Source organism: Ruegeria sp. N7 (assembly GCF_056531345.1).
The window spans coordinates 807975-822621 of record NZ_JBQFLR010000001.1; the positions used below are offsets into that span (position 1 = coordinate 807975).

Consider the following 14647-nt stretch of genomic DNA (forward strand, 5'->3'; position numbering starts at 1 on the left):
GGCTGGCCCCTCGCCCCTACACTTGACACAGGCATATCCACCTGCCACATCAGCCAGACGCAAATAACCCGCAACCGGGCGTTCAGTGGGCGCCAAACCGACGAGGAGAGCCGACATGGCCCTGGATTCAAAATCCGTCTCTCTCACTTTCCCAGATGGCAATGCACGTTCCTATGACGCAGGGGTTACGCCTGCGCAGGTGGCTGCCGATATTTCAAGTTCGCTGGCCAAAAAAGCCATCTCAGCCACCGTTGATGGCAAACACTGGGACCTGCAATGGCCCATCGAAGCCGATGCGCAAATTGCCATCCACACCATGAAGGATGACGTCCAGGCCAACGAGCTGATCCGCCACGATCTGGCCCACATCATGGCCCGCGCCGTGCAGGAAATCTGGCCTGCGACCAAGGTCACCATCGGACCCGTTATCGAAAACGGCTGGTATTATGACTTCGACCGGGACGAACCGTTCACGCCCGAAGATCTTGGTCTCATCGAGAAAAAGATGAAAGAGATCATCAACAAGCGCGACCCTGTCACCACCGAGGTTTGGGACCGCGAACGGGCCATCGAGTTCTACAAGGCCAATAACGAGCCCTACAAGGTTGAGCTGATCGAAGCCATTCCCGGGGATGAGCCGTTGCGCATGTACTGGCACGGCCACTGGCAGGATTTGTGCCGCGGTCCGCATCTGCAACATACCGGTCAGGTTCCCGGTGATGCGTTCAAGCTGATGTCCATCGCTGGCGCCTATTGGCGCGGCGACAGCAACCGCGCGATGTTGCAACGCATTTACGGCGTGGCCTTCACCGGCAAGGAAAAGCTGAAAGACCACCTGCATATGCTGGAAGAGGCCGCAAAGCGCGACCACCGCAAACTGGGCCGCGAGATGGACCTGTTTCACATGCAGGAAGAAGCCCCCGGTCAGATTTTCTGGCACCCCAATGGCTGGACCATCTACACCCAGTTGCAGGACTACATGCGCCGTCAGCAGCGCAGGGGTGGTTATGTGGAGGTAAACACGCCGCAGGTCGTTGACCGCAAGCTTTGGGAACGTTCAGGCCACTGGGACAAGTACCAGGAAAACATGTTCATTGTCGAAGTCGACGAGGAACATGCCCGCGAAAAGGCCGTCAACGCGCTCAAACCAATGAACTGCCCCTGCCATGTCGAGATTTTCAAGCAAGGTCTGAAATCCTATCGCGACCTGCCGCTACGTATGGCCGAGTTCGGATCGTGCAACCGGTACGAACCCTCTGGCGCATTGCATGGCATCATGCGGGTGCGCGGGTTCACGCAGGACGACGCCCATATCTTTTCAACCGAAGAACAGATCGAGGCGGAGACCGCCGAATTCATCCGTTTCCTCAGTGTGATCTACAAGGATCTGGGATTCGAGGATTTTTCGGTGAAGTTCTCAGACCGTCCCGAAACCCGCGCCGGATCGGACGATGTCTGGGACAAGGCCGAAGCGGCGCTTTTGTCCGCCACCCGTGCCGCCGGGATCGAACCGGAACTGAACCCGGGCGAAGGTGCATTCTATGGTCCGAAACTGGAATTCGTGCTGACGGACGCCATCGGGCGTGACTGGCAATGCGGCACCTTCCAGGTCGATTTCGTTCTGCCCGAACGGCTGGATGCCACCTATATCGGCGCCGACGGGGCCAAGCACCGCCCGGTCATGCTGCACCGCGCAACACTTGGTTCGTTCGAACGCTTCATCGGTATCTTGATCGAGGAACACGCAGGCAAATTGCCGTTCTGGCTGGCCCCGCGTCAGGTCGTCGTCGCGTCCATCACGTCCGACGCGGACGACTATGTCACCGAAGTGGTCGAAACCCTGCGTGCTGCGGGTGTGCGGGCCGAGGCCGACATCCGCAATGAAAAGATCAACTATAAGGTCCGTGAGCATTCGGTCGGCAAAGTACCTGTAATTCTGGCCGTCGGTCACCGCGAAGTTGACGAACGCACCGTAAGCGTGCGGCGACTGGGTGAAAAACAGACCCAGGTACAACCGCTTGATGTTGTAACAAAAGAGCTGGCACACGCCGCCACCCCGCCAGATCTGCTGTAACAAACAGCACCATTTCCAAAAAAATCCGACCCCTACTAAGGGGTCGGATTGTAACATTTCACCCTTTCTTCATCAAAAACAGTGTATTACGCTGCAAGGGGGCAGGCCGCCCCATGACGCGCTTGTGAGACACGGGCTCGTGAATTCAACTCTGCCCACCAAGCCACTACCTTTGTCATTGTCACAAGCAGACATACCCAGTCATCAAGAGGATTACCGAGATGTCGAACACAGCTAAGTCCCTGGTTATCGCAACCGCAGTCGCAGCCGCCGTATCGGGTGTCGCAACCACAGCAAGCGCACAGGCAAAAGAAAAGTGCTATGGCGTATCGCTGGCCGGTCAGAACGACTGTGCCGCAGGCCCCGGCACCACCTGCGCGGGCACCTCGACCGTTGATTATCAGGGCAACGCATGGACCTTGGTTGACGCAGGCACCTGCGCCGACATCGAATTGCCTGCGGAAGCAAACGGCACACCGCGCAAAGGTTCGCTGGAAGCGCTGGACCGCGACCTGCCGGCATAAGACTGGCCTGACGATTTCAAGGGGCGGGCACCATCGCCCGCCCTTTCCCTTTCGTGATCAAGGAACTGGCCCATGTTGGATGACACCTGCCGGTCAAACCGCCTGCCCGCAGCGCCGGGCGTTGGTTACAAGCCGCAACACTTCGCTCAGATACTTGAACACGCACAGCCCGTCGCATGGTTGGAAATCCATGCCGAGAATTATATGGGCGACGGCGGGCGGCCCTTGGCGCAGCTGCGCCACCTTTCCGAACATTTCCCAATCTCGGTCCATGGCGTTGGCCTGTCCATTGGCGGTGAAGGCGCGCTGGACCCCGATCATCTGGCCCGGCTGAAACACTTGGTCGGCTGGCTGAACCCCGCAAGCTTTTCCGAACATTTGGCTTGGTCCACCCATGACAGCCATTTCTACAACGACCTGCTGCCCCTGCCCTATACAGACGAAACTCTAGCGCGGGTTTGTGAACATATCGATCAGGTCCAGCACACTGTCGGGCGGCAGATGCTGCTGGAAAATCCGTCCAGCTATCTGGCCTTCGAGGAAAGCACCTGGTCCGAACCTGATTTCCTGAGGGAGATTGCAAAGCGCACCGGATGCGGCCTGTTGCTTGACGTAAACAATGTCTTTGTCTCAGCCACCAATCTGGATTTCTCGCCGCAAGGCTATATTGACGCTTATCCGCTTGAAAAAGTGTCGGAAATTCACCTTGGCGGCCATGATGAGGATGAAGACGATCACGGTCATCCGCTGCTAATCGACAGTCACGGACGAGAAGTGGTCGACCCGGTGTGGACTCTGCTGGATTATGTGCTGGAGCGTTCGGGGCCAAAACCCGTTCTGATCGAATGGGACACGGATGTGCCGGATTGGCCTGTTCTGCGGGATGAGGCCGTTCGCGCGCAATCCGCTCTGGACCGGATACCGGTATGAGCGTTTCGCAGTCTGAATTCCGCGCGGCCATGATGGATGCGTCAGCGCCCGTTCCCGGTGGATTACTGGATGGCGGCGCGCGACCTGCCGGTCGCAGGTTCAGCGTGTACCGCAACAATGTTGCGGTGTCGCTGACCGAGGCGATGCATCAGGCGTTTCCCGTGATTGCCAAACTGCTAGGGGCGCAGAACATGGATGGGCTGGCCGGGATTTTCCTGCGTCAACATCCGCCCTCCTCTCCGCTGATGATGTTTTATGGCGAGGCGTTTCCTGATTTTCTGGCCGGAATGCCTCAACTTTCCCACCTTGGATACCTGCCGGACGTGGCCCGGTTGGAGATTGCCTTGCGCAAGTCCTACCACGCCTCCGACAGCGAACCTGCACCGGCAGATGTCCTAGCGGTCGAGCCCGAACAGGTCATGCAGGCCCGATTGCAGTTTGCACCGGCCATGCAGGTGATCCGCTCGGATTGGCCCATTCACGCAATCTGGCGCTTCAACATGGAAACCAATGCTCCGAAACCGGATGCACGGGCCGAGGATGTGTTGATCACCCGCGCCGAATTCGATCCCACACCCAATCTGCTTCCGGCAGGTGGTGCAGATTGGATCGCCCATATGCTGAGCGGCGACACAATCGGTGAAGCATTTGAAAAAACAACTGCCGAACTGCCTGAATTTGATCTTGGAACCACTCTGGCACTGCTGTTGCAGGGCGGTGCAATAACCTCTGTGACTATCGAAAGGCTGGAGACATGACTGCTTTGATCTCAACCTACAATAACACCATGGGAAAACTGGACCTTGCGTCTGGCTGGTTGACCCCTACGCTGGCACGACTGGTCTTTGTTGCGGTTCTTCTGGTTTATTACTGGAACTCAGCCATGCTGAAGATCGACGGATCGATCTTTTCGCCTTCGGCAGGTGCCTTTGGTCAGATATTCCCAAAAGCGGCCGAGGCTGTTCTGTATGACGTCTCCCAAATGACGTTCTTCCAACGCATCGTCATCTTCATGGGAACAATTGCCGAATTTGTTCTTCCGACCCTTCTTCTGGTTGGACTGTTCTCGCGTCTGGCGGCTTTGGGCATGATCGGTTTTATCTGGGTACAGACTCTTGTCGACGTCACCGGCCATGGCGTGAAACTGGGCAGCCTGTTCGACGCGGCGCCGTCCCTGATGGATCAGCGCACGATGTGGACCTTCCTGATGCTGGTGATCGTCATCAACGGCGCAGGGCCGATCTCGCTCGACCGGATCCTTCGCCTTAAGTAACTTAGAAATGTGCCTTGGGCTGGTCCGGTTTTCCCGCGGCCAGCCCAAGTATCCCGGCGATCCCGGCAAATGTGATCGGGAACATGGTGAAAACACCAAAACCAAAGGCGTAGTACATCGCAGCCGCTGACCCCAGCAACAAGACCCCGCCAATCAACGCGCGCGCTGGTGCCATGGCCCCGCCCGCGATTGCCAGCAAGGGCGCGATAATCGAAATGGCTTGCACCAGATCAGGATTGTCGACCTGGCTTAGAACTCCGTCAATCTCGCCGACATGGTCAACCACGACCACCTTTGCATAGCCGAAGAACCCGACGATCATTCCGATCAACCCGGCGATTACACCCAATAACATTGCGGCATTACGCATTGAGAACCCTCATTGTAGCTTTCACGCAGATAAGCACCCGTTCAGGAAATGCCAAGCTGAGCACGGGTTTCAGCTGTCCAACCCAACAACAGCCTGCCATCGACTTCGATCAATGGGCGTTTCATCAGGGTCGGGTGCTCTTTCAAAAGCTCCAAAGGGGCCTTGGCACGCTGGGTTTGGTCCAATCCGCGCCATGTCGTCGATCTGGTATTAAGCAAGTCATTGCCGAACTCGGCAAAGGCCCGTGACAGCACCGAATCCGGCACACCGTCGCTGCGTACATCAGAAAATTTGACGTCTGGCAGCGATTTCAATGCCTTGCGACAGGTGTCACAGTTTTTCAATCCATAAAGCTGCATGTCTTTGACGCTCCTGCCCATGCTTTGATTTTAAGCAATCTTGCCCGCTTCTTGCGGTTATTCTTGATTTTTTACTTCACCGTGCAATGTTGAAAAAGGCGAAACACACGAATTGGACTGTTCAGCCAGTGCCAAAACAACTTTTTCGTGGTGACGCTGACCACAGCCCCCACCAATTTGTGGGACAATGCGTAAGTAGAAGGAGACACGGGACATGCCAACCGGCACCGTGAAATGGTTCAATACCACTAAAGGCTATGGATTTATTGCCCCTGACGAAGGGGGCAAAGATGTGTTTGTACATATCTCGGCCGTAGAACGGTCCGGCCTCACCGGACTCGCAGACAACCAAAAAGTTTCGTACGAGTTGCAGGACGGACGCGACGGCCGCCAAATGGCAGCTGATTTGAAACCACTGTAACGACATCCCGCTAAACACGCGGTTGATCATTAAGGATGACGGCCAATTTCCGGCCGTTATCCATCCCCCACCGGTTTCGTTCCATTACCCTCGCGCGGGCTTGGCGTCGGCGTGGGTATTCCAGTTTTCGCCCATGGCAACGATGCAGGATGTGCCTGTCGCGTAGGTGACAACCATGGTCCAGTCCCCGTGCTGACTTGCCCAGACTTCCATAATCTGTTCCGGCCCGCGAACACCCGATGCCACGCGCCGCGCACCGAACTGCCTTTCCAGTTTCTGGTGCAACCGGAGCGTCGGTTCGCACAAAACCTCAGCTATGGGGGACTTGGCCTGCGCAGGCAAGGCGAGACCAAAAAACAGACATAACAGAGCAAAATGCAAAATGCGGGCCATGGAACAAGTGTAACAATTCCATGACGACACGTATAGACAAAAGCTATGCAGCTCGTCAGCTCTATTTGCGAATGATCGCCTCGAACTCACGCCATTCGCGCGCTGTCATCCCCGAGTTTTCTTGCGTGACCGCCTCTCCTGCCAGCATGCGTTGCAGGCTTTCGACCATCTGGGCAGACAGGTTCACCGCACCCAGCCGGTAATCCTCGAACGCCTTATACGCAAACGGCACCCAATCAGCGACGATCTTGCACATCGCCTCGGCATAAACGCGGATTTCATACTGAGCGTGCGGGTCGGCCCGCAGGCGCAGGAAGTGGAACAGATTATGCAGATCCACCTTCCAATACCATTGCGTATAGACGTTTGCGGGTAGGTTCATGCGGGCCAGTTCACGTGCTAGCCCCTGCTGCCCGTCCTGGCTGATCATGGACTCGTAATTGTCATAGCACCGCGTGCTGTCGGCCTTGAGGGTTTCCAATACGCGCGCGGCCTCTTCGCCTTCCAACGTTGCCCCACGGCCCTGATTGTTCACTTCGGACTGTGCCGCCACATGTTCTGGGGCTGGGATATAAAACTCGCGATCCAGAATTGAGTACCGTGCCGAGTATTCATTCACATTGGCGGTCCGGTGCCGGATCCACTGCCGCGCCACGAACACAGGCAATTTCACATGCAATTTGACTTCGCACATTTCGAATGGCGTGGAATGCCAGTGCCGCATCAGATACCGGATCAACCCCTCGTCATTCTGAACGGATTTGGTGCCTGTGCCATATGAAACGCGCGCAGCCTGACAGATGGCGGCATCGTCCCCCATATAGTCGATCACGCGGACAAAGCCATGATCCAGAACCTGATGCGCCGTGTACAGGTGGTCTTCCATTCCCGCCGAGACAACTCGACGCGTGGGATGCGATTGCGCGCGTTGCGCGTCGATCTCGGCCTGTTGGTCAGGGGACAGCGGCATCGAATCTTCCTTTCTGGCAATGAGTCGCCTGCTACTATATATCGCCGATCCCGGCACAGGAACCGCGATATATGCCGCAGCGGACGCAAAAAACAAATTGCTGCTGAGGGCTCTATCGACACATCGAGGCGGAGCGCTAAGCTCTTGGCAATGTGAGTCGAAAAAGGATGGCCGAAATGGCGCTGAAATATCTTCACACCATGGTCCGCGTGAAGGATCTGGAAAAATCCATGGCGTTTTACGAGCTTCTGGGTCTGAAAGAAACACGCCGGTATGACAGTGAAGCCGGGCGATTTTCTCTGATCTTCATGGCCCCTCCGGGACAAGAAGACGCGCCGATCGAGTTGACGTACAATTGGGACGGCGATGATGAGTTGCCCGCCGACAGCCGTCACTTCGGCCATCTGGCCTACGGTGTCGATAATATCTACGAGGTTTGCCAACATCTTCAGAACAACGGCGTTACGATCAATCGCCCGCCAAGGGATGGTCGCATGGCTTTCGTTCGATCGCCCGACAATATCTCGGTTGAGCTTCTGCAGAATGGCGAAGCACTTGAACCAGCCGAACCCTGGGCCAGCATGGAGAGCAGTGGTCACTGGTGATCCGTTGGCTGATAGCGTTTGGGCTGGTCGTTCAGGCCAGCCCTGTCAAGGCCGAGCAATGTCGCTTGGCGCTGGCCTTGGCGATGGATATTTCCGTTTCAGTCGATGAGGCCGAAGATGTGTTGCAACGGCAGGGGTTAGCCGCCGCCTTGATTGCACCCGAAGTGCAAGAGGCCTTCTTTTCTTCACCGATGCCCGTTGCCCTGGCGGTATATGAGTGGAGTGGCCGCTCAACCCAAAATGTCGTCCTGAACTGGACAATGATCGATGACGTTGGTGATCTGCTGTTCGCATCCAGCCAGGTCAGCCAATCCGTCCGATCTGACGGCGGATCGGCAACAGCTATGGGCTATGCGTTGGCATACGGTGCAACCCTTATGGAGCAAGCGCCGCAATGCTTGTTTCAAACCATTGACCTGTCCGGCGACGGCACGAACAACGATGGCTATGGGCCGCAGATCGCCTATCGGCACTTTCCCTTCCAAAACATTGTCGTGAATGGGCTTGTGATCAACGCGGCGGATTTCGAGGGAGAGCTGTTCCTGATCCCTTTCTTCGAAAATAACGTCCTGCACGGGCCCGGCGCCTTTTTGGAAATTGCCACCGGGTTTGAAGATTTCGAGCGCGCCATGCGAAAGAAACTGAAACGGGAACTGAGCGGTCTGCAAATCAGTGCATTACGGAATGAAGGCCCATGATACGTCAGGTGATCGTCTTTCTGGCTTGCCTGATATCAGGACCTGCCTTTGGCGAATGCCGGCAGGCCCTTGCGCTGGGGCTGGATGTGTCGGGTTCGGTGGACAGCCGGGAATACAGGCTGCAACTGGACGGGCTGGCGTCGGCCCTGAGCCGCCCCGAAGTCAGCCAGCTGATGTTGTCGGACGGCGCAACCTCCTTACGTCTGGCGATCTTCGAATGGAGCGAGCGGGGACATGAACGGATGCTGCTGGAGTGGACAGAAGTACGGTCCCCCGCCGACCTGATCGCAATCAGTGATCGCTTGATCCGGACCTCGCGCAGCACAGCACCGCAAGGAACGGCGGTAGGGTCGGCCATGTTATTTGGCTCTTCCCTGCTTGATCAGCAAAGGGAGTGCTGGCGCCGTACGCTGGATCTGTCCGGAGATGGTAAACATAACCTTGGACCGCATCCACGGGATGTGAAAGCCAGTTTACGACATGGCGGGATCACGATTAACGGGCTGGTGATCGGCGCTGACGATCCGAAGGAAGGTGATCGGAGATATGTTCAGGTGGGTGAACTTTCAGCTTATTATTCAGCCTGGGTCATTTTGGGGCCAAACGCGTTCGTAGAAGTGGCACTGGGCTTTGAGGCGTATGAAGAGGCCATGACTCGCAAACTTCTTCGTGAGCTGGACAGTCTTGTCCTGTCTGACGCCCGCCACTGATCAATAGATATACCTTATCTGATCCGTCCAGTACCGTTCAACGCGACGCAGCGAACTGGTGATATCTTCGATGCCTTCAAGCCCAAGCACCCCCCTGCCTTGCAGGCCTTCGGCGTGACGCGCAAACAGCTTGGACACGATATTGCGGATTTCCCTGCCTTGCGGCGTCAGGCGCACGCGAACTGAACGGCGATCAATCTCGCATCTTTGGTGGTGCATATAGCCCATCTCAACCAGTTTCTTGAGGTTATAGCTGACATTGCTGCCCTGATAGTACCCACGGCTTTTCAGCTCGCCTGCCGTGACTTCGTGATCACCGATATTGAACAGCAACAACGCCTGAACCGCATTGATTTCCAATACGCCGACGCGCTCAAACTCATCCTTGATGACATCCAGCAACAACCGGTGCAGTCGCTCCACAAGGGCCAGCGCCTCAAGATAGCTGGTTATGAAACCCTTAGTCTCTGGCGTGGAGACCTGCATTTCCATACTCATCCGACCCTCCGATTCAGTCGCGCTGTTTGACACACGATGAACCGAAAATCCGAAAAATCGGTTAAGCGGAACTTTGCCTTATTTCTGAAAGGTTTGAGCTATGTCTGCAATCAGGCTGGCAAATCGCGCCGGAGGCTGCACCTGCCCTGTAACCCATTGATAAAGGTCCTGATCGTTTTCATGCAACAGCGCGTCATAGACATCCAGACCGTCGGCATCCATGTCGGCCAGGTTGCGCCCCGCATAGGCGGACAGGATAATGTCCATCTCTTTGATGCCGCGTCGCATCGACCGCATTTGCATGCGCTTGATACGCACATCCCGGGGTTCGCTCAATTCTTCTGCTCCAGCATCTGACGCATTTTCTTTTCCAGACGCGCTGCACGTTCAGAACAGGCGCGCATTTCCGCACGGATGGCGCGCAGTTCGGCCACGGCCGAGGACAGTTCCATCCCGCCTTCGCCCTCATCCACGGGCGCATCCATGCCGTCGCCCTCGCCGGTCAACAACCACATGATTGAGACATTGACCATGCCCGCCATCATTGACAGCCTGTTGGCCCGGGGTTCGGACAGATCGTTTTCCCAATCTGAAATTGTCGCCTTTTTGACCCCAAGACGCCGCGCCAGTTGCGCCTGCGTCATTCCCGCGGCTTCGCGTGCGCCTGCCAGACGGTCTCCGAATGTCGCAGAATCCGGACCGTACCAGTCGTTTTCATCATTCATTCGGGTCTCCATCTCACATTGTCTATACTGCTTGATCGTCACTCGGACGCACCCTATGACAGTCGGGCTGAACATACAAACCGAGGCCGAGCATGAGTTTTCTGTCTGCGACACTGTCACGCGTCAAACCTTCACCCACCATCGCCATGACAGCCAAGGCAGCCGAGCTGAAGGCCGCCGGACGTGATGTCATCGGCCTAAGCGCTGGTGAGCCGGATTTTGACACGCCCCAGAACATCAAAGACGCCGCTGTTGCGGCCATCGCAGCAGGCAAAACCAAATACACCGCGCCGGACGGTATCCCCGAGTTGAAACAAGCGGCATGTGCCAAGATGAAACGTGACCACGGGCTGGACTATTCGCCGGCCCAGATCTCGGTCGGGACCGGTGGCAAGCAAACGCTGTACAATGCTCTGATGGCGACGATGAATGAAGGCGACGAGGTGATCATCCCTGCACCGTACTGGGTCAGCTACCCCGATATGGTGCTTTTGGCCGGTGGCACCCCTGTTGTGGTCGAGACGACGCTGGAAAACAGTTTCAAGCTGACCCCAGAACAACTGGAAGCCGCCATCACGCCCAAGACAAAGTGGTTCATCTTTAACTCGCCTTCGAACCCAACGGGCGCAGGGTACAGTCGGGATGAACTGAAGGCGCTGACCGATGTTCTGATGCGTCATCCGCATGTCTGGATCATGTCGGACGACATGTACGAACATCTGGCCTATGACGGGTTTGAGTTCTGCACCCCGGCCGAGGTTGAACCCGGTCTATTTGACCGAACCCTCACCTGCAACGGGGTTTCAAAAGCCTATGCCATGACCGGTTGGCGCATCGGTTATGCTGCCGGTCCGGTCGAAATCATCGCGGCCATGCGCAAGATCCAGTCGCAATCCACCTCGAACCCCTGCTCGGTCAGTCAGTGGGCTGCCGTCGAGGCCCTGAACGGAACTCAGGATTTTCTGGCCCCGAATAACGAGACATTCAGGCGCCGGCGCGATCTGGTGGTTCGGATGCTGAACGAGATTGATGGCGTCACCTGCCCCACACCCGAAGGGGCCTTTTATGTCTATCCGTCTATCGCCGGATTGATCGGGAAGACGACGCCCGCTGGGACCGTTCTGGTAGACGACGAAGCCTTTGCAACCGCACTTCTGGAAGAAGCCGACGTGGCCGTTGTATTTGGCGCCGCCTTTGGCCTGTCGCCGAATTTCCGCGTCAGCTATGCTACGTCCGACGCGGCACTGACCGAAGCTTGCAGCCGCATCCAGCGTTTTTGTGCTTCTCTGAGGTGACCATGTCCGCCGAACTGCCTGAGTATTACTTTCGCATACGTGAAAACGGTGCTGCGGTGTTTCGGATCGATACGGAAAACCGTCAGCGCCGGATCGAGATGGACCAGATTGCCGTCATCAATATCCGCAATGGCGAGGTCAAGCCGCACGGGCAGCGGACGTTGTCAGACCGGGATCAGGCCGAGATTGCCCAATGGATGGAAGAGCGCCGGGCCCTGCTGGCCCAGCGCGACATTGACGATATCCATCGCGCGGTCGACTATCTGAATCTGACCACGCAATGGGCACAGTCCAAGGCAAGCGACACGCAGCTGGAGGATGTGACAGACAGGTTATTGATGGCCATGCACGACCTGCGTACGGTACTGGTGCGAAAAAAGGCAGATCGGCTGGACAAAGACTAGGCGGGCTCGGCCGATGCCTGTATCTGCTGTACCGAATACATCCAGAATCGGGTCATGAGAAGCACGGCTGCGAAGGCGAGACCAAGCACCAGGCCCAGCCAGACGCCGATGCCGTCCATATGACGGACAAAGCCGAAATAATACGACGCGGGAATCCCTACGACCCAATAGCTGAGCGCCGCCATGACCATTGGGATCTTGGCATCCTGCAACCCGCGCAGCAGGCCCAGCGCAATCACCTGCGCGCCGTCGACCAGCTGAAACAAAGCCGCCATGGCAAGCAATCCGGTACCGATAGTCAGGATTTGGCCCCGCTGCGGGTCATCTGTTTCCATGAACAGGGAAATCAAAGGCTCGGCGCAGGTCAGGAACAGAATGATGGTTGCCACCGACATGACCAGCGACATACCAGTCACGGAAATTGCACCCTTTTCCAGATGCGCCCTGTCCCGACGACCCAGCGCATTGCCAGCCCGGATGGTCGCCGCATTTGATAACCCCAGGTGAACCATGAAAGTGGCAGAAGCCAGATTCAGGGCGATCCCATGCGCAGCCAGCGGGACCTGACCCAGCCAGCCCATCATCACCGCAGAAGTCGCGAACAGTGAAACTTCGGCCAATGTGGTCAAGCCGATGGGTACACCCAACTTCCATACGCTGGCAAACATTTCCCAATCCGGTCGCCAGAACCGCTGGAATAGGCTGTGCTCTGGCAACGTCCGGATCACATAGATAACAACCGCGATCAGCGAAACAACTTGTGTCGTGATCGAGGCGATTGCCGCCCCTGTCACGCCCAGTTCGGGGGCACCCCAGTTGCCGAAGATCAGCGCATAATTGGTCAGCCCGTTCACAGCCGCCGCCGCAATTGTGATCCACAAAACAATCTGCGTTCGCTCCAATGCCGCCAGATAGCTTTTCAACACCATCACAATGAGGGCCGGAAACAATCCCCAACCGGCAACTCGCAGATATTCGGCTGCGGTTTCAGCAATTTGCGGTTCCTGCTTCATGGCGATCAGGATCGGATAGGACCACCACAGCAAGGGCATGACAACCACGGCATACAGCAACGACAACCATAGCCCCATCCGGGTCGAGCGGCGAATGCTGGTCTCGTCCCCTTCCGCCGCCGCTGTGGCAACCATGGGCATGACGGCCCATCCAAATCCCGCACCAAACAAAAACAACACGAAATAATAACTGTTGGCCAAGGTAACGGCCGCCAACGCCTCGACCCCGTACCAACCCAGCATGATGGTGTCGGTCAAGCCGATTGCGTATTGCGCCAGATGACCGCCAACCAGTGGCAGGCCGAGAACGGCAATTGCCCGAAAATGGGCCGGGTATGTCATCACCTTTGTCATCGCTCCAGCCATATGCGCGGCTTTGGCGCGGGACAAGAGCGGATCTGCAATATTTCAGATTGAGACTTTGGTGCCCGACCTTTCCCTGTGGCCGGGCATTTTGATGCTCAGCGGGCGTCGGGATGCAACGCGGTGCCCAGAATATGCTCGGACCGGTGAATAACGTGATGCGCCTGCCCTACGATCAGCGGATCAGGCTCGCACACGATATCGTGATCCTTGCCAGGGTAATCCAGCGAGGACAGGAAGTGACGCATGCAGTTCAGGCGTGCGCGTTTCTTGTCATTTGACTTGATAATCGTCCAGGGTGCGTCAGCCGTATCCGTGTAAAAGAACATGGCTTCTTTCGCCTCGGTATAATCATCCCACTTGCTGAGGCTCGCCTTGTCGATGGGCGACAGTTTCCATTGCTTCAAGGGGTCGGTTTCACGGCTTTTGAAACGGCGTTGCTGCTCTTGCTGTGTAACCGAGAACCAGTATTTGTATAGCTGAATGCCCGAGCGCACCAACATCCGTTCCAACTCGGGCGTTTGCCGCATGAACTCAAGATATTCGTTGGGCGTGCAGAACCCCATGACCCGCTCCACACCCGCGCGGTTGTACCAGGACCGGTCATAGAACACCATCTCGCCCACGGTCGGCATCTCTTGAATGTAGCGCTGGTAGTACCACTGGCCTTTCTCTTCCCAGGTGGGTTTGTTCAATGCAACGACACGGGCCTGACGCGGGTTCAGGTGCTCCATGAACCGCTTGATCGTACCCCCTTTGCCGGCGGCATCGCGCCCTTCGAACAACAAGACAAACCGCTGCCCCGTTTCCTGCGCCCACAGCTGAACCTTCAAAAGCTCGGCCTGCAGATTGGCTTTTTGCGTCTCATACACCGACCGGGCCATTTTGCGGCCATAGGGGTATTTCCCACTTTCAAACGCCTGCCGGATTTTCTCGGGGCTGGGCGCTGAAGGGTCGGTGTCTTTGGTGAGCGTGGTCTTGATCTGGGTGGGTTCTGCGTTGGTCGTGGCAATGGCGTCCAT

At 56.8% G+C, this 14647-nt stretch carries 20 protein-coding genes; 11 read left to right on the plus strand and 9 right to left on the minus strand.

Features of this window, described 5'->3' with window-relative positions:
• The first annotated feature begins 115 nt into the window (after window positions 1-115).
• The 5 genes from thrS (at window position 116) to ACR0ES_RS04020 (ending at window position 4801) form a co-directional block, all read left to right on the plus strand.
• Window positions 116-2074, plus strand: a complete 1959-nt coding sequence (gene thrS, locus ACR0ES_RS04000; protein WP_480869565.1) for a threonine--tRNA ligase — start codon at window positions 116-118, stop codon at window positions 2072-2074.
• Window positions 2075-2295: 221 nt separating this feature from the next.
• Window positions 2296-2598 (plus strand): BufA1 family periplasmic bufferin-type metallophore, encoded by a 303-nt coding sequence (locus ACR0ES_RS04005; RefSeq protein ID WP_209503410.1) that lies wholly within the window; start codon window positions 2296-2298, stop codon window positions 2596-2598.
• Between the two features lie 72 nt (window positions 2599-2670).
• Window positions 2671-3528: an MNIO family bufferin maturase gene (gene bufB / locus ACR0ES_RS04010; RefSeq protein ID WP_480869568.1), complete on the plus strand. Its 858-nt coding sequence runs from the start codon at window positions 2671-2673 to the stop codon at window positions 3526-3528.
• Entirely contained in the window at window positions 3525-4286 is a 762-nt protein-coding gene (locus tag ACR0ES_RS04015; protein WP_480869571.1) for an HvfC/BufC family peptide modification chaperone, read from the plus strand. The genes bufB and ACR0ES_RS04015 overlap by 4 nt, the downstream gene beginning before the upstream one ends.
• On the plus strand, window positions 4283-4801 hold the full coding sequence (locus ACR0ES_RS04020) for a DoxX family protein (protein ID WP_480504609.1): 519 nt from the start codon (window positions 4283-4285) through the stop codon (window positions 4799-4801). The genes ACR0ES_RS04015 and ACR0ES_RS04020 overlap by 4 nt, the downstream gene beginning before the upstream one ends.
• Window position 4802: 1 nt before the next feature.
• On the opposite strand, the gene ACR0ES_RS04025 is transcribed toward ACR0ES_RS04020, so the two are convergent.
• Together ACR0ES_RS04025 and ACR0ES_RS04030 are read right to left on the minus strand one after the other, a co-directional pair.
• On the minus strand, window positions 4803-5171 hold the full coding sequence (locus ACR0ES_RS04025) for a hypothetical protein (protein ID WP_480484201.1): 369 nt from the start codon (window positions 5169-5171) through the stop codon (window positions 4803-4805).
• Window positions 5172-5212: 41 nt separating this feature from the next.
• The gene (locus ACR0ES_RS04030; protein ID WP_480869574.1) at window positions 5213-5530 is read right to left on the minus strand and encodes an ArsC/Spx/MgsR family protein; all 318 of its coding nucleotides are present in this window, start codon (window positions 5528-5530) and stop codon (window positions 5213-5215) included.
• Between the two features lie 214 nt (window positions 5531-5744).
• Between ACR0ES_RS04030 and ACR0ES_RS04035 the strand changes: the two genes are divergently transcribed.
• Window positions 5745-5951 carry a cold-shock protein gene (locus tag ACR0ES_RS04035; RefSeq protein ID WP_008758035.1) on the plus strand — a complete coding sequence of 69 codons (207 nt, stop codon included), beginning with the start codon at window positions 5745-5747 and terminating at the stop codon, window positions 5949-5951.
• A gap of 84 nt (window positions 5952-6035) precedes the next feature.
• Here ACR0ES_RS04035 and ACR0ES_RS04040 read toward each other — a convergent pair whose 3' ends face one another.
• The gene (locus tag ACR0ES_RS04040; protein WP_480484203.1) at window positions 6036-6344 is read right to left on the minus strand and encodes a hypothetical protein; all 309 of its coding nucleotides are present in this window, start codon (window positions 6342-6344) and stop codon (window positions 6036-6038) included.
• A 61-nt stretch (window positions 6345-6405) separates the two neighbouring features.
• On the minus strand, window positions 6406-7314 hold the full coding sequence (thyX, locus tag ACR0ES_RS04045; RefSeq protein ID WP_480484204.1) for an FAD-dependent thymidylate synthase: 909 nt from the start codon (window positions 7312-7314) through the stop codon (window positions 6406-6408).
• Window positions 7315-7490: 176 nt separating this feature from the next.
• On the opposite strand from thyX, the gene ACR0ES_RS04050 reads away from it, so the two are divergent.
• Genes ACR0ES_RS04050 through ACR0ES_RS04060 form a run of 3 tightly spaced genes read left to right on the plus strand, consistent with a single transcriptional unit; the run spans window position 7491 to window position 9327 of the window.
• On the plus strand, window positions 7491-7919 hold the full coding sequence (locus tag ACR0ES_RS04050; RefSeq protein WP_209503395.1) for a VOC family protein: 429 nt from the start codon (window positions 7491-7493) through the stop codon (window positions 7917-7919).
• The gene (locus ACR0ES_RS04055) at window positions 7916-8617 is read left to right on the plus strand and encodes a DUF1194 domain-containing protein (RefSeq protein ID WP_480869577.1); all 702 of its coding nucleotides are present in this window, start codon (window positions 7916-7918) and stop codon (window positions 8615-8617) included. Before ACR0ES_RS04050 ends, ACR0ES_RS04055 begins: the two co-directional genes overlap by 4 nt.
• The gene (locus ACR0ES_RS04060) at window positions 8614-9327 is read left to right on the plus strand and encodes a DUF1194 domain-containing protein (protein ID WP_480869579.1); all 714 of its coding nucleotides are present in this window, start codon (window positions 8614-8616) and stop codon (window positions 9325-9327) included. Before ACR0ES_RS04055 ends, ACR0ES_RS04060 begins: the two co-directional genes overlap by 4 nt.
• Here the strand turns inward: ACR0ES_RS04060 and ACR0ES_RS04065 are convergent, their stop codons facing one another.
• The 3 genes from ACR0ES_RS04065 to ACR0ES_RS04075 form a co-directional block, all read right to left on the minus strand.
• Window positions 9328-9825, minus strand: a complete 498-nt coding sequence (locus tag ACR0ES_RS04065) for a MarR family winged helix-turn-helix transcriptional regulator (protein WP_480484207.1) — start codon at window positions 9823-9825, stop codon at window positions 9328-9330.
• Between the two features lie 78 nt (window positions 9826-9903).
• Window positions 9904-10128 (minus strand): succinate dehydrogenase assembly factor 2, encoded by a 225-nt coding sequence (locus tag ACR0ES_RS04070; RefSeq protein ID WP_480565240.1) that lies wholly within the window; start codon window positions 10126-10128, stop codon window positions 9904-9906.
• A gap of 29 nt (window positions 10129-10157) precedes the next feature.
• Window positions 10158-10550, minus strand: a complete 393-nt coding sequence (locus ACR0ES_RS04075; RefSeq protein ID WP_267366820.1) for a helix-turn-helix domain-containing protein — start codon at window positions 10548-10550, stop codon at window positions 10158-10160.
• A gap of 92 nt (window positions 10551-10642) precedes the next feature.
• Here ACR0ES_RS04075 and ACR0ES_RS04080 point away from each other — a divergent pair, with 92 nt between their 5' ends.
• Together ACR0ES_RS04080 and ACR0ES_RS04085 are read left to right on the plus strand one after the other, a co-directional pair.
• The gene (locus ACR0ES_RS04080; RefSeq protein WP_480484208.1) at window positions 10643-11845 is read left to right on the plus strand and encodes a pyridoxal phosphate-dependent aminotransferase; all 1203 of its coding nucleotides are present in this window, start codon (window positions 10643-10645) and stop codon (window positions 11843-11845) included.
• A 2-nt stretch (window positions 11846-11847) separates the two neighbouring features.
• The gene (locus tag ACR0ES_RS04085; RefSeq protein ID WP_480473472.1) at window positions 11848-12249 is read left to right on the plus strand and encodes a hypothetical protein; all 402 of its coding nucleotides are present in this window, start codon (window positions 11848-11850) and stop codon (window positions 12247-12249) included.
• Here the strand turns inward: ACR0ES_RS04085 and ACR0ES_RS04090 are convergent.
• Window positions 12246-13616: an MATE family efflux transporter gene (locus tag ACR0ES_RS04090; RefSeq protein WP_480484274.1), complete on the minus strand. Its 1371-nt coding sequence runs from the start codon at window positions 13614-13616 to the stop codon at window positions 12246-12248. The genes ACR0ES_RS04085 and ACR0ES_RS04090 overlap by 4 nt on opposite strands.
• A gap of 107 nt (window positions 13617-13723) precedes the next feature.
• Window positions 13724-14647 (minus strand): polyphosphate kinase 2, encoded by a 924-nt coding sequence (gene ppk2, locus ACR0ES_RS04095; protein ID WP_480484209.1) that lies wholly within the window; start codon window positions 14645-14647, stop codon window positions 13724-13726.